The sequence below is a fragment of the Amycolatopsis sp. cmx-8-4 genome, assembly GCF_046548675.1.
Lineage (GTDB): Bacteria > Actinomycetota > Actinomycetes > Mycobacteriales > Pseudonocardiaceae > Amycolatopsis.
The window spans coordinates 177,447-191,188 of record NZ_JAEBDZ010000001.1; the positions used below are offsets into that span (position 1 = coordinate 177,447).

Sequence of the window (13,742 nt, forward strand, 5' to 3'; positions counted from 1 at the left end):
ACCGCGTGCTAGCTGGCGCGCGCTCGCACCAAGTCCAGTGCCTTGCGGACGTGCCCGCCGGACGTGTGGAGCGCCTTCGCCGCGCTCGTGACGTCCACCCCGGACAGCAGGTGCACCAGCGCCACCTTGAGGTCGCCCCCGGCCTCGGTGAGCGCGTCGGAGCAGTCCGCCATCGTCATGCCGGTGGCTTCCTGCAGGATCCGGATCGTGCGGCCGCGCAGCTTCGCGTTGGTGGCCCGCATGCTGACCATCAGGTTGGAGTAGGTCCGGCCCAGCTTGATCATCGTCGCCGTCGAGAACGACGTGAGGATCATCTTCTGCGCCGTGCCCGCCTTCATCCGGGTCGAGCCGGCGATCGCCTCCGGCCCGGTGTCTACGGCGATGAGCACGTCGACGCCCGGCGGCTTGGCGGCCTTCGCGTTGCCCGACACCAGGCCGGTGCGGGCCCCCTGACGCGACGCCGCGAGCAGCGCGCCCAAGACGTACGGCGTCCTGCCCGACGCCGTCAGCCCCAGTACGAAGTCGCCCGGCTGGACCATGGCGGCCATCTCGGCCGCGCCGGCCCCGTCGTCGTCCTCCGCGTTTTCGACGGCCTGGCGCAGGGCGCGCTCGCCGCCGGCGTGGTGCGCGATGAACCAGTCACCCGGCACGTTGAACGTCGGCACCAGCTCGGCCGCGTCCAGCGTGGCGAGACGACCCGAGGTCCCCGCGCCGACGTAGTGCACCCGGCCGCCGGCCCGCAGTGCCTCCACCGCGTAGTCCACCGCCCGTGCCACCTGCGGCAGCACCGCGGCGACCGCGCCGGCGACCGTGCGGTCCTCGGCGTTGATCGCGCCCAGGATCCCCGCGGTGGACATCAGGTCGATGTCCGTGGTGCGGGGGTTGCGGGTCTCGGTCGGCGAATCGACGTGCACCGCCTGCGTGGGGACGGTCATCATGCGCCTCACATTTTCTCCGGTCATCTACTTGCCGGTTTCCCGAGGACGGCGACGACCGTCCGGCCTGACTCCCAGGCGGTGCGAGCCGACCGCGTCCCTGGTGGCGTCCAGGGCGTTGACCGACGCGTCCATGTGCCGCTGCGCGACGCCGATGAACAGGCAGTCGATGACGGTGAGCTGGGCGATGCGGCTCGCCGTGGCCCCCGAACGGAAGGTGGTTTCCCGGGCGGCCGTCGTCAAAACGTAGTCGGCGACCTCGGTGATCGGGGAGCGCGGGAAGTTCGTCACGGCGATGGTGATCGCGCCGTGCTCCCGGGCCACCCGCAGCGCCTCGACGGTGTCGGTGGTCGCGCCGGTGTGCGAGACGCCGATGGCGACGTCACCGGGGCTCAGCACCGCGGCCGAGGTGAGCATGATGTGCGTGTCCGACCACGCGAAGCACACACGGCCGATGCGGTGCAGCTTCTGCTGCAGGTCCGCGGCGACGAACGCGCTGGCGCCCACGCCGTAGACGTCGGAGCGGCCGGCGTTGGCGACGACCTCGATGACGCGCTGCATCGTAGCGACGTCGAGCTGCTCGGCCGTCTCTTCGACGGCGCGCGCGTCGGCGAAGCTGACCTTGCTGATCACGGCGGCCAGGTCGTCGTCCGGGCCGATCTCGCCACCGAGGTTGCGCGAGCTGCGCGCCTCGGTGCGCGCGGTGTCCGCGGCCAGCGCGATGCGCAGCTGCGGGTAGCCGCCGACGCCGACGGCCTTGCAGAACCGCGTCACCGTCGTCTCGCTCGTGTTGGCGGCCAGGGCCACCTCGGTGATGCTGCGTCTCGCGACGTGCGCGGGATCCTCCAGCACCACCTTGGCCACGCGCTGCTCGGCGCGGGCCAGGCCGGGGAGCAGCGACCGGATCCGGACCAGCGGGCTGGCGTCGGCGTCCCGTACGGCCGTCTGGACCGGTACGGCTTCGGACGGTGCCGTTCCGACTACGGATTCGGTGTCAGTCACCGTCGGAAAGTTACTAACCGTTGGCATTTGCGACAAGGTTACCCACACCCTTCGGTACGATCGCAACCCGTCCGTGTCTGCGGATCTCGATTTGCGATTAATCGTTGACCAGAAAGTCGCCAACAGGGTCGACCTTGTTAACGAGGTCAAGCTAACGACTTGGCAACTTAGTGTCGCGACGCAAACGGCTTGGTACCGCTCAGCGGTACCCGGATGTCGGCGTTCGGCGACCGAACGGTCACCGTGCGCTCAACTGGAAACCTTCAGCGGTGAAAGCAGACGATTCTTGCTCACCGTCGAGGAGTGCTCGGCCGCGTTCGGTGACTTTCACACCGTCGACCGAAACTCCGCGGCCCGTGTAGTTCGGATCGGTGCCGTAACGCCACCTGAGGCTGATCCCGGCGGCTTGGGGCAGCTTGGCCGTCACCTTCCACCAGGCACGGTGCCCGTGTCCGGAGAGCGACGTCACGTCTCCGGACGGTGCACCCGGCCCGGATACCGATAGCGCGATCGGTTGCCAGTTCACCCCGTCGGTGCTGGTCTGCAGCTGTAGTGGATCGGTGCTTCCCTCGGTGTCCACGAAGGCGTAGAAGGACACGCGTGCTTGATCACTTTGCGTAGTAATGGGGCGGGTACTCAGCGTGGCGACGGCGTTGTTACCCAGCGTGCTCGTCCAGGCGTCCTTCCCGGCGGCCGGTTCGACGGCCATCGCGCGCGCGAGCGACGTCGCCCACACCTGACGGGCGGTGTTGATCGAGCCCCAGTTGCGGCTCGGGTGCACCCGGTTCGTCAGCAAGATCGCGAACGAGCGCGACTCCGGGTCGATGACCAGCGTCGTTCCGGTGAAACCGGTGTGCCCGGCGGTGACCGGCGAGGCCAGCGCACCCATGTACCAGGGCTGGTCCAGCTCGAAGCCGAGGCCGTGCGAGTCGTCCGGGAACTGCTGGTTGTAGTTGGTGAGCATCAGACGCACGGTGTCCGGGCTCAGGACCCGGTGCCCGCGGTAGCTGCCGCCGTTGAGGATCGTCTGGGCCAGCACGGCCATGTCGCCCGCCGTGCTGAACACCCCGGCGTGCCCGGCGACGCCGCCGAGCGACCACGCGTTCTCGTCGTGCACGCTGCCGCGCACCATCCCGCGTGGCGGGTTCGCCTCGAACTCCGTCGCGGCGATCCGGTTCAGCTTCGACGCGGGCGGGTTGTACCCCGTGTCGGCCATGCCCAGTGGCCCGGTGATCCGGTCGTGCACCACCTTGTCCAGCGGCTGCCCGGTCAGCTTCTCGACGATGAAGCCGAGGGTGAGCAGGTTGATGTCGGAGTAGAGGTACGTCGTGCCCGGCTTGTTCTTCAGCGGGCTGTCGAGCACGGCCTGCCGGCGCGACGGGATGTCCGGGTAGCCGGCCCACAGCGAGGGGATCGGGTCGGCGTCGAACCCGGAGACGTGCGTGAGCAGCATCTTGATCGTGATGGCGGCCTTGTCGCCGGTCGCGAACTCCGGGAAGAAGCGGGACACCGGGGTGTCGACGGTCAGCTGCCCGCGTTCGATGAGCTGCAGCACGGCGATCGAGGTAAACAGCTTCGAGATCGACGCCATGTCGAAGATGGTGTCGTTCCGCATCGGGACCTGCTGTTCGGCGGGCAGTTCGGTGCCCGCGGCGTCGGCGTACCGCACTGCGCCGCCGACCGCGTACCGGTCGACGACGACGCCGTCGTGCGCCAGCAGCCCGACCGCGCCGGAGAAGTGCGGGTGCCCGGTGGCGTCCGGCTTCGTCCAGCTCGCCAGGAAGTCCTCGGCCGACTTGATCGGCGCCGGGTCGAGGTTGACGTCCTTCGGCGGCCCGTCGCGCAGGGTCGTCCACGACGGGGCGAACCCCTGCTGCGGCCGGTCGAACCGGCCGGCGTCATCGTGGCGTCCGGCGGGGGTGGCGATGGCACTGGCTCCCGAGGTCAACGTGGTCAGCGCGACCAGCACTCCGGTGGCCGCGGCGATGACCTTCCTAGCACGCACGACTCTTCCTCTCAGCGGTAGAGCAGGTGACGACGACGTCTGCGGTCGAACTCGGCCAGCTCGGCCCGCCAGGCGCCGGTGACCTCGTCGACGTCGGCACCGGCGTCGACCATCGTCCGGAGCCGGTCGGACCCGGAGAGCTTGTCGATGTAGTTGTCGGGGCGCCAGGCGAACTTGTCCGGGTGCAGCGCCTTCGCCGTGACGAGCATCGCGACCGCGGTCCGGATCGCGTCGAAGGCCCGCGGATCGCTGACGCTCACCTGGACACCGCCGCAGGTCTCGTTGACGAACTTGCTGAACGTCGGCACGAAGTAGATCTCCCGGAACTTCGCGCCGGGCAGGTGGAGCTCCTCGAGCTTCTCCCGCCAGCGCCAATCGAGCCCGGGCGCGCCGATGATCTCGAACGGCCGTGTCGTCCCGCGGCCCTCGGAGAACACCGTGCCTTCGAACATGCCGGTGCCGGGGTAGACGAGCGCCGTGTCCGGCGTCGGCATATTCGGGCTCGGCATCACCCAGTTCAGCCCGGTCTGCGCGAACTGGACGTCACGCTGCCAACCGCGTACCTGGACGACTTCCAGCTTCGCGAGCTTCACGCCTTCGCCCGGCAGGAACTCTTCGGCGAAGAAGTGCGCGAGCTCGCCGACGGTCATGCCGTGCTGCTGGGCGATCGGCTTCTTCCCGATCCCGGAGGCGAACTTCGGGTCGAGCACCGGCCCGGCGAGCCGGCCGCCGATGGGGTTCGGGCGGTCGAGCACGACGAAGGCCGCGCCGACCTTCGCGGCCGCCACCATCGCCGTGTAGAGCGACCAGATGTAGGTGTAGAAGCGCGCGCCGACGTCCGCGATGTCGAACACGACGGTGTCGACGCCCGCCTTGGTGAACAGCGAAGCGAGCTTCGTCGCGTCGGCGCCGTACGCGTCGTACACGGGCACGCCGGTGCGTGGGTCCGTGTAGTCGCCTTCGGAGCCGCCGGCCTGCGCGCTGCCGCGGAAGCCGTGCTCGGGCCCGAAGGCCGCGACCGGCTTGACGCCGGCCGCGACCATCGAGTCGACGATGTGGTCCCCGTTCAGCAGGACCCCGGTCGGGTTCGACAGCACGCCGAGCTTGCGGCCCTTGAGGGCCTGCCAGCCCTGCGCGGCCAGCTGCTCCGCGCCGGTCAGCACCCGGCCGTGGCTCTGCGCCTCGGCCGGCTCCGACTGTGCTGTCTGTGCCCTGGCCGAGCCGCCCGCCAGGACCGGGACCGCGAGTGCGCCCGCGCTCGCGCCGAGGAAGTGGCGCCGGTTCAGGTTCACCAGGTGAGCCCGTGGCCGAACGGGTACTTCACGGTCTGCGGGTCGGCGCCCGCCGGGATGTCGACCGGCAGCTTCCCGACCGGCTTCGCCTCGCCGAGGATGACCTTGGTCAGCGCCTCCAGCGTCGGGTTGATGTAGCCGTAGGTCGCCAGCCAGGTCGGCACGGCGTTCGCGTAGCCCGCGTCGTACGGGATCTGCGCGGCGACCGCGACGACCGGCTTGCCGGTGGCCTGCAGGGCTTGGAGGAGCTTGGTCTGCAGCGGGAAGCCGCCGATGTTGTTGGTCAGCACGACCACGAGGTCGACGTTCTTGGCGCTCGCGGCGGCTTGCGCGATCTGGGCGTCGGTCGGGGCCTGCCCGGTCTGGTACGCGGTCGCCGCCGTGCCGTGCGCGGTCAGTTTCTGGGCCAGCATCGCCGTCGTCGAGACGCCCCAGCCGGTGACGAGCGCCGTCGCGGGCTTCTGCTTGAGCGGCAGGACGCCGGCGTCGTTGGCGATGGCCGTGATGCCGCGGTCGGCGATGTCCTGCGCGGTCTTGAGGTTGGCCGGCGTACCGACGGTCTTCATCACCCGGTTCGCGTCGACGAACGGCGAGAACAGGATGCCGCGCTTGAGCTTCAGCTTCAGCACGCGCAGCACGCTCTGGTCGATCCGCTGCATCGACAGGTCGCCGGTCTTCACGGCGTTGAGCACCGCGTTGATCGCGACGTCCAGGTGCACCGGCATGAGCAGCTGGTCGATGCCCGCCTTCAGCGCGAGCACCGGGATCTCGGCGTCGCTGTGCATCTCGCGCACACCCTGCATTTCCAGTGAGTCGGTGATGACCACGCCGTTGTAACCGAGTTCGTTGCGCAGCTTGCCGGTGATGATCGGCTGCGACAGCGTCGCCGGCTCGAGCGACGGGTCGAGGCTCGGGAACTGGATGTGCGCGCTCATGATCGAGTCGATGCCCGCCGCGATCGCGGCCTTGAACGGCGGCACGTCGATGGCGCGCCACTGCTGCTCGGTGCGGTCGATCCGGGGCAGGCCGGTGTGGCTGTCGGTGGCCGCGTCACCGTGGCCGGGGAAGTGCTTGGCCGTCGCGGAGACGGTCTTCGTCGGGAAGTCCGAGTTCTGGTAACCCTTCACCTCGGCCGTGACGAACTGGCTCGCGAGGCCGGGCTGCCCGGCGAAGGAGCGGACGCCGATGACCGGGTTCGCCGGGTTCGAGTTGACGTCCGAATCGGGCGCGAAGTCCTGGTTGATGCCGACCGCGCGCAGCTCGTGCCCGAGGACCGTCGCGGCCTTCGTCGCCCGGCCGGTGTCCCGCCCGGCCGAGACGGCCATCGAGTTCGGGAACTCCGTGGCGGGCGCGCCCATCCGGGTGACCGTGCCACCCTCCTGGTCGGCGCCGACCTGCAGCGGGATGTGCGCCCCGCTCGAGACGGCGGCCTTCTGGAGGCCGTTGGACAGCTTCGCGACCTGGACGGGGTCGTCGAAGTTGTCGCGGCTGTCGTTGTTGAAGTAGATGACGCCGCCCAGGTGGTACTTCTGGACGACCTGCGCCGGGGTGTCGACGCCGAAGTCGGTCTGGTTCTTCGGGTTGACCTCGTCCGCGGACTTGCCGTTCACCCAGGTGACGAACAGCTGCCCGACCTTCTGCTCGAGCGTCAGTCCCCGAAGCGCCTGCGTCGCCGCGGCGTCGGCCTGCGCGTCCGCGCTCACCGCCGGTGCGCTGGCCGCGGTCGCGACACCCACACCGGTGAGGGCGAGCAGCCCCGCGACGGGCAGCGCGAACGCATGGAACCTCCGATTTCGGGTCGTCACGACCAGCCTCCCAGAAAGTTGCGGGCGCCCGGTGTGACGTGAGAAGTCCACTCAGAGGCGCCAATATCGGGAAGCTACTCACCGAATCCTTCGATGTCCATCGACCGACCGCAGCAACGGTCGAGTTCGTACCCGGATCGGTAGGAAATTCGCCGTTCGCAAGATGCGGCTCACCCGAACGGACTGGTGGGATGGGTGACCCGAACGGCCCAGCGCGCCTCGCACGGCTTCGTTCCACCGCCGGCGGCTCGGCTCCCGCGTGCCAGGGGTGCTCGTTCGGCGTCGGCGGCTCCTCCGAGCGGCCGATACCGCGAGCTCGGGCTACCCACATGACGAGGCGGCGCCCGTGGCCGAAGGCCAACGGGCGCCGCCTGCAAAGCGCGAACATCTCGGGCGACCAAGCGTGCAACTCTGGTCGTACCTACATGGACTCGGCGTGTGGCGTCCCACTACGCAGTCCCTAGACGACGAGCCTCCCGCGGCGCGCTGCGCGTGGGTTCCCGGAGTCCGCGCACGGAGATTCGCCGGGGTGGAACAGGCTTCTCTTCTACCTGTTCCCTGGCCGACCGAACGTCCGCACCTTCTTTCTACGCCGTGAGCCCGGTCACTTCAAGTGCGCGGATGGGTGCACCGGTACAGAGGCTGGATCGGGTGACACGGGCACCCTCAGCGACGGACAATTCGGGGCTGGGCCAAGCAAAGCGGAAGTTGTACGGCCGTATGGGTGGCCCGGCCGCCGCTACCGGGTCCGGCGGCGCCGGCTGAGGCCGTACCAGGTCGCCCCGGCGGCCATCGCCCCGACGCCGAGGGCCACCATGCCGGCCGACCGGGTCGGGATCCGGCTGCGCAGCGACATGGGCCGGTCGAACGCCAGGATCGGCCAGCCGCGGTCGAGCGCCTCCCGTCGCAGCAGCTTGTCCGGGTTGACCGCGTGCGGGTGCCCGACGACCTCGAGGAGCGGGATGTCGGTGCTCGAATCGGTGTAGGCGAAACACTCGGCGAGGTCGTAGCCGTGGGTCGCGGCGAGCTGCTTCGCGGCGACGGCTTTGTTGGCGCCGTAGCAGTAGAAGTCGACCTCGCCGGAGTAGCGGCCGTTGACGATCTGCATCCGCGTCGCCACGCTCCGGGTCGCCCCGAGCATTTCCGCGACGGGCGCGACGACCTCCTCGCCGGTCGCCGAGAGCACGATGACGTCGTGGCCGTCTTCGCGGTGCTGCGCGATCAGCTCCGTCGCCTCCGCGTACACGAGCGGGTCGACGACGTCGTGCAGGGTTTCCCGCACGATCGCCGAAACCTGCGCGACGTCCCAGCCGGTGCACAGCGCGGAGACCTCCGCGCGCATCCGCTCGGTCTTGTTCTCGTCCGCGCCGGCGAGCGAGAACACCAGCTGCGCGTAGGCGCTGCGCAACGCGGCGCGACGGTTGATCAGTCCCTCCTTCAGCAATGGTTTGCTGAACGCCAGCGCGCTCGAGGAAGCGATGATCGTCTTGTCCAGGTCGAAGAACGCGGCCACCGCGTGCTCCGGGCCCGGCTTCCGGATGCGCGTCGGCGCGCTGATCGGTTCGGCCACGTGTCCAGGATAAGAGCTTGATCGCGACGCGTCCCGTTGATCCACCACAAGCGCGTCGTGTCGCCGGAAAATCCATGACAGGAAGGGACTTTCGACGCGCGATGCCGTTACCGAACTGTGTGCCTCGACCGCTGGGCTCCCGGGCGTCCGGCGGAGTTACAGTGAGGGAGCCCGGTGTCCAACCGGGCCGGTTCAGTCCGACCCCCCGGGGCTGAACCCTTGGCGGCCCCCGTCCCTCCCCCCTGGCGGGGGCCGCCTTCTTAACCTCCCGCTCGCCTTTCGCGAGCCCGGGTTCCGAATCGCCGGACGGTTCTGTCGCGCCATTCGCCTTTCCGGAAATCTTTTCCCGTGTCCGGTCCATTCCGACGCGGGTGCCGGCGCGATCTTGCCACGCCCCACCGACAGAACCGGCGCGTGAGCCGTTCCCCGGCGGCAGTTGTCCACATCACCCCGGTTGTCCACAGCCCGGCCCTCGACCCGTTGTGCCCCCACGCCCCCCGCCGCGACGGTGGAACCCGGGCCATCCGAGGCCCGCACCGACGACGGGGGAGGAACACATGGCGGGGGAACGACCGCTCGTGGTCGCCACGGACGAAACCGTGCTCGACGAGATTCTGCGCGTGGCCGCGGTGGCGGGCTGCGAGCTCGACCGCGCCCCGGACCTGACCGCGGCCGGCGGGCAGTGGGCCCGGGCGCCGCTGGTGGTCCTCGACGAGGAAACGGCGTTGCGGCCACCCTCGCTGCCCCGGCGTGGCGGCATCCTCCTGGTCTGCAAGGGCGCCCCGGAGCCGAGGACGTGGGAGCACGCGTTCCGTGTCGGCGTCGAGCGCGTGATCTCGTTGCCGGAGGAGGAGACCGAGCTCGCGGGAGCGTTCGCGGACGTCGTCGAGACGCCGGCCGAGCAGGCCGGGCTGGTGCTCGGCGTGGTCGGCGGCCGCGGCGGCGCGGGTGCGTCCGTCTTCGCCGCGACCCTCGCGCTGGCGGCCGACCGCGACCCCGGCGGCGCGCTGCTCGTGGACTGCGACCCGCTGGGCGGCGGTCTGGATCTGTTGCTCGGCTTGGAGAAGACGCCAGGCCCGCGCTGGTCCGAGGTCCGGCTGAGCGGCCGGGTGTCGGTACCGGCGCTGGCCGCCGCGCTGCCCCAGCGCCGTCATCGAGGTGGCAGCTTGCCGGTGCTGGCGTGCGGCCGGGAAGGTGAGGGCCCGGGGGTGGAGTCGCTGTCGGCGGTCCTCGCCGCGGGCCGCCGCGCGGGCCGCACGGTGGTCTGCGACCTCCCGCGCACCTTGGGTGACGCGGCGGCGGAAGCGGTCACGGTGGCCGACCTGGTGGTGCTCGTGGTCCCGGTCGAGTTCCGCGCGTGCATGGCGGCGAAGCAGGTGCTGCGCAGGCTGTCGGAGCTGACGGCCCGCCTGGGGGTGGTCGCGTGTGGACGGTCCCGCTCCGGAGTCTCACCCGCCCAGACGGCCGGCCTCCTCGGGCCGCCCTTGCTTGCCTCGATGCCCCTGGAGCGAGGCCTGCCGGCCGCCGTGGAGCGCGGCGAATTCCCGGCCAAACAGACAGGGCCCTTGTCCACAGCGGCGGCGGACGTCCTGTCCGTAGCCCGCCGCGAAGCCCGGGCGGCGACCCGATGACGTCAGGTTTGCCGACATCCCCGACCCGAGTGGGCGACCTCCTGCTCCCGACGATCCTGACCCTGGCCGGCCGCAACACGGCGAGCGTGAAGCAGTTCCTGGAGCTGTTCCCGCCCCGAAGCTCCCCGCCCCGGCCATCCTCCCAGCCCAAGGCGGTGAACCCATGACGACCGACTTCGTGGACCGCGTCCGCAACCGCCTCGCCGGCGACCGCCGCCAAGCCGACCCGGTCGCCGTCGCGACCGCGGTCCGTGCCGAAGCGGGCGGCGCCCTCGGCCATGACGCCGTGCTCGACGCCGTCCGCCAGGCCCGCGACGAGTTCGTCGGCGCCGGCCCGCTGGCCCCGCTCCTCGACAACCCGGCGACCACCGACGTCCTCGTCACCGGCCCGGACGAGGTCTGGACGGACGGCCCGCACGGCCTCACCCGCACCGAAATCCGCTTCGAAGGCGAGGAATCCGTCCGCCGCCTGGCCCAGCGCCTCGCGCTGGCGGCCGGCCGCCGCCTCGACGACGCACAGCCCTATGTGGACGGCTGGCTCCCCGGATCCGGCCCGCACGGCCGCATCCGCGTGCACGCCGTCCTCCCGCCGGTCGCGGCCAACGGCACCTGCCTGTCCCTGCGCGTCCTCCGCCCGGCCACACACGACCTCGCCGCCCTGCAAGAGCTCGGCGCGTTCGACGCGGGCGGCGCGAAGCTGCTGCAGCACGTCGTGTCGCGGCGAATGGCGTTCCTCGTCACCGGCGGCACCGGCGCGGGCAAGACCACCCTGCTGGCCGCGCTGCTCGGCGCGGTCGACCCTGGCGAGCGGATCGTCTGCGTCGAGGACGCCGGTGAGCTGCAGCCCGCGCACCCGCAGTTCGTCGGCCTCGTCGCCCGGCCGGCCAATGTGGAGGGTGCGGGCGCCGTCGGCCTGCCCGAGCTGGTGCGCCAGGCCTTGCGCATGCGCCCCGACCGGCTGGTCGTCGGCGAGGTCCGCGGCGCCGAGGTCGGCGCCCTGCTCACCGCCCTGAACACCGGCCACGACGGCGGCGCCTGCACGCTCCACGCCAACTCCCCGGCCGAAGTGCCCGCCCGCATCGAGGCGCTGGCCGCACTCGGCGGGCTGGGCCGTGACGCCGTGCACAGCCAGCTCGTCGCGGCGGTCCGCGTCGTGCTCCACATGCGACGCGAGCCAGGCGGCCGACGCCGTCTCGCCGAGGTCGGCGTGCTCCGCGGCGAGCACGGCCGCGCGCGGGTGGTGCCGGTGTGGCGCGCGGGCCGCTGGACGGTCGACCGCCACCTCTTCGTGACGACGGGATCCCTCGCGTGCTGACTTTCCTTTCCCGACAACGTTTCCCGCACCCTCGAAGGAGAGGTCGATGATCACCGCGTGGCTCCCTCTGTGCGTCGGCGCGGCCCTGGCGTGCTGGCCCTCGGCGCCGGACCGGCTGCAGGCCGTGGTGGAACATCCGGCGGCGAAGTCCCGCATCCGTCTGTCCGAGCTGTGGCCGGTCGTCCGCTGGCTGCTCCCCGCCGCGCTGGCCGGTCTGCTCGCCGGAGTCGGCGGCGCCGTGGCCGTCGGGGTGCTGACGCTGGCGTGGCGCCAGGAATGGCAAGCCCACCGTCGCGCGAACCGGGACCTCGCGATGGCCGCGCACACGGCGACCGCGTTGCGGACGATGGTCGCCGAGCTGCGCGCCGGAGCCCACCCGGTGACCGCGGCGGAGGCCGCCGCCGAAGTCGTCCCCGCGGTCTCGGCGGACTTGCGAGCCTTGGCGGCCGCGGCCCGCCTGGACGGCGAGCTGCGAGCGCAGGCCATCCCGGAACTGGCCACGGCGTGGACGTTGGGCAGGCGCTACGGCCTGCCGATGGCCGACGTCCTGGACGCCGCCCGCCGCGACGCCGAAGCCGCCCTGGCGTACGCCCGCCGGATGCGCGCGAAACTGGCCGGCCCACGCTCGAGCGCGGCGGTGCTCACCGGCCTCCCGGTGCTGTGCGTGCTCCTCGGGCAGGCGATGGGCGCGTCGCCCCTGTCGGTGTTGACCGAAAGCACGTCCGGGCAGCTCCTCCTGGTCCTGGGCAGCGTTCTCCTCTGGGCGGGAACGGCCTGGTGCCGCGCCCTGACCGGCCGAGTGCGGCTCCGATGAACGCGGCGGCACTACTGCTGTTCGCCGGCGCGGTCGTCAGCTGGCCGGCCGACGCCGCCGCGGCCCGGCGGTTCGCCTGGCTGAGGGCCGCCCGAAGACCCGAGCCCGTTCGCAAGTGGCCGGGCGCAGTCCCGCACATCGCGACGACCTTGGGCGGCGTCTCGCTGGCGGTACTCGTCGGCGGCCTGGCCGGGATCGTCGTGGGTGCGCTCGTGACCGCCGCCGGCTGGTGGGCGATCGGCCGTTCCCGGCGACCGCGCGCACCCGCGGCCGACATCGCCACCAGACTCCGGCTCGCGGGCACGCTCGACCTCCTGGCGGCCTGTCTGCGAGCGGGTCTCCCGGTCCCGACGGCGCTTGACGCGGTCTCCGGCGCCGCACCCGCCGAGGCAGCCGCGGCGTTGCGATCAGTAGCGGCCCTGCTCGCCCTCGGCTCGGAGCCCGGCGAGGCCTGGGCGCCGGTGCAGGCGCTCGCGGGCCTCGACGAACTGGCGGTCGCGGCGATCCGCACCTCCCGTTCAGGCGCGGCGTTCGCCATGGCCGCCGCCGACCTCGCCGAGCGGTTCCGCGAGGAGCTGGCCACCGAGGCCGAGGAACGCGCCGAACGAGCCGGAGTGGCGCTGGCCCTGCCGGTGGGTCTGCTCTTCCTGCCCGCCTTCTTCTGCCTGGGCGTCCTGCCGGTCGTCCTGGGCCTGGCCGGCCGTCTCGGCCCCCTCTTCTGACCTCTCATCGAAGGGAATCCCCATGAACACGCCCCACCGACGTCCCGCCGACGACGACGGCTCCACGACGGTCGAGTACGCCATCGTCACGGTCGCGGTAGCGGCTTTCGCGGCCGTCCTCTACACCCTGCTCACGGGCGACTCGGTCGTCTCGTGGCTGACAAGCCTGGTCATGAAGGCCCTGTCGGTCCCGTCATGACCCGCCGCGACGACGGCTCGGTCACGGTCGAAGCAGCACTCGGGCTGGCCGGCCTCACGGTGCTGGCGCTGTTGCTGCTGGCGGCGATGACGATCGTGACAGCCCAGCTGCACTGCACAGACGCGGCCCGCGAGGCAGCGCGCCTCCTGGCCAGAGGCCAACCCGCCCAAGCCGAGGCGGCGGTCCGCCAGATCGCTCCACCGGGAGCAACACTCGACGTCCAGCACACAGGCGAAGAAATCACGGTCAGGGTGGCAGCCAACCCAGCCGACACCCTCCTTCCGGCGATCAACCTGAAGGCGACGGCGTACGCCCTGGCCGAGCCAGGCACAGAGGCCCCCAATGCATCACGCTGACAACCAAAGGGCCCGACCACAACACAGGCCGCGCACCAGCGGCCGCCCTGACGCCAAGACGCGACGCCCCAGGGCCGCGCCCCGCACATCCAGCAC

At 71.4% G+C, this 13,742-nt stretch carries 12 protein-coding genes; 6 read left to right on the top strand and 6 right to left on the bottom strand.

Translation table 11 applies throughout. The annotated features are described in order from the left end of the window. Positions 1-8: 8 nt before the first annotated feature. From ACLJQZ_RS00930 to ACLJQZ_RS00955, 6 genes are all read right to left on the bottom strand, one after another. Positions 9-938 carry an N-acetylmuramic acid 6-phosphate etherase gene (locus tag ACLJQZ_RS00930; protein WP_328645232.1) on the bottom strand — a complete coding sequence of 310 codons (930 nt, stop codon included), beginning with the start codon at positions 936-938 and terminating at the stop codon, positions 9-11. A gap of 24 nt (positions 939-962) precedes the next feature. Next, positions 963-1,964 (bottom strand): MurR/RpiR family transcriptional regulator, encoded by a 1,002-nt coding sequence (locus tag ACLJQZ_RS00935; RefSeq protein WP_371827597.1) that lies wholly within the window; start codon positions 1,962-1,964, stop codon positions 963-965. 211 nt (positions 1,965-2,175) lie between these two features. After that, positions 2,176-3,906: a serine hydrolase gene (locus ACLJQZ_RS00940; RefSeq protein ID WP_410618573.1), complete on the bottom strand. Its 1,731-nt coding sequence runs from the start codon at positions 3,904-3,906 to the stop codon at positions 2,176-2,178. A gap of 47 nt (positions 3,907-3,953) precedes the next feature. Then, positions 3,954-5,234, bottom strand: a complete 1,281-nt coding sequence (locus tag ACLJQZ_RS00945; protein WP_410618033.1) for an exo-beta-N-acetylmuramidase NamZ domain-containing protein — start codon at positions 5,232-5,234, stop codon at positions 3,954-3,956. Then, complete coding sequence (locus ACLJQZ_RS00950) at positions 5,231-6,988, bottom strand: glycoside hydrolase family 3 protein (protein WP_410618574.1); 1,758 nt, start codon at positions 6,986-6,988, stop codon at positions 5,231-5,233. The genes ACLJQZ_RS00945 and ACLJQZ_RS00950 overlap by 4 nt, the downstream gene beginning before the upstream one ends. Before the next feature lie 790 nt (positions 6,989-7,778). Then, positions 7,779-8,609: an HAD family hydrolase gene (locus ACLJQZ_RS00955; RefSeq protein ID WP_410618035.1), complete on the bottom strand. Its 831-nt coding sequence runs from the start codon at positions 8,607-8,609 to the stop codon at positions 7,779-7,781. 557 nt (positions 8,610-9,166) lie between these two features. On the opposite strand from ACLJQZ_RS00955, the gene ssd reads away from it, so the two are divergent. The 6 genes from ssd to ACLJQZ_RS00985 all read left to right on the top strand — a co-directional run bounded on the left by ssd (position 9,167) and on the right by ACLJQZ_RS00985 (position 13,646). Further along, positions 9,167-10,240, top strand: a complete 1,074-nt coding sequence (ssd, locus tag ACLJQZ_RS00960) for a septum site-determining protein Ssd (RefSeq protein WP_410618037.1) — start codon at positions 9,167-9,169, stop codon at positions 10,238-10,240. 163 nt (positions 10,241-10,403) lie between these two features. Next, positions 10,404-11,555 (top strand): TadA family conjugal transfer-associated ATPase, encoded by a 1,152-nt coding sequence (locus ACLJQZ_RS00965; protein ID WP_410618038.1) that lies wholly within the window; start codon positions 10,404-10,406, stop codon positions 11,553-11,555. Positions 11,556-11,601: 46 nt separating this feature from the next. Continuing rightward, the gene (locus ACLJQZ_RS00970; protein ID WP_410618039.1) at positions 11,602-12,369 is read left to right on the top strand and encodes a type II secretion system F family protein; all 768 of its coding nucleotides are present in this window, start codon (positions 11,602-11,604) and stop codon (positions 12,367-12,369) included. Further along, the gene (locus ACLJQZ_RS00975; protein ID WP_410618040.1) at positions 12,366-13,091 is read left to right on the top strand and encodes a type II secretion system F family protein; all 726 of its coding nucleotides are present in this window, start codon (positions 12,366-12,368) and stop codon (positions 13,089-13,091) included. The genes ACLJQZ_RS00970 and ACLJQZ_RS00975 overlap by 4 nt, the downstream gene beginning before the upstream one ends. 22 nt (positions 13,092-13,113) lie before the next feature. Then, positions 13,114-13,290, top strand: coding sequence for a DUF4244 domain-containing protein (locus tag ACLJQZ_RS00980; protein ID WP_410618042.1), 177 nt, complete (start codon positions 13,114-13,116; stop codon positions 13,288-13,290). Further along, positions 13,287-13,646 carry a TadE family type IV pilus minor pilin gene (locus ACLJQZ_RS00985; protein WP_410618044.1) on the top strand — a complete coding sequence of 120 codons (360 nt, stop codon included), beginning with the start codon at positions 13,287-13,289 and terminating at the stop codon, positions 13,644-13,646. The genes ACLJQZ_RS00980 and ACLJQZ_RS00985 overlap by 4 nt, the downstream gene beginning before the upstream one ends. Positions 13,647-13,742: the final 96 nt, after the last annotated feature.

Excerpts from the sequence above, each read along its gene's own strand:
- ACLJQZ_RS00965 (WP_410618038.1), top strand. The coding sequence starts at position 10,404 with ATGACGACCGACTTCGTGGACCGCGTCCGCAACCGCCTCGCCGGCGAC.
- ACLJQZ_RS00930 (WP_328645232.1), bottom strand. The coding sequence starts at position 938 with ATGATGACCGTCCCCACGCAGGCGGTGCACGTCGATTCGCCGACCGAG.
- ACLJQZ_RS00985 (WP_410618044.1), top strand. The coding sequence starts at position 13,287 with ATGACCCGCCGCGACGACGGCTCGGTCACGGTCGAAGCAGCACTCGGG.
- ACLJQZ_RS00970 (WP_410618039.1), top strand. The coding sequence starts at position 11,602 with ATGATCACCGCGTGGCTCCCTCTGTGCGTCGGCGCGGCCCTGGCGTGC.
- ACLJQZ_RS00980 (WP_410618042.1), top strand. The coding sequence starts at position 13,114 with ATGAACACGCCCCACCGACGTCCCGCCGACGACGACGGCTCCACGACG.
- ACLJQZ_RS00935 (WP_371827597.1), bottom strand. The coding sequence starts at position 1,964 with ATGCCAACGGTTAGTAACTTTCCGACGGTGACTGACACCGAATCCGTA.
- ACLJQZ_RS00975 (WP_410618040.1), top strand. The coding sequence starts at position 12,366 with ATGAACGCGGCGGCACTACTGCTGTTCGCCGGCGCGGTCGTCAGCTGG.
- ssd (WP_410618037.1), top strand. The coding sequence starts at position 9,167 with ATGGCGGGGGAACGACCGCTCGTGGTCGCCACGGACGAAACCGTGCTC.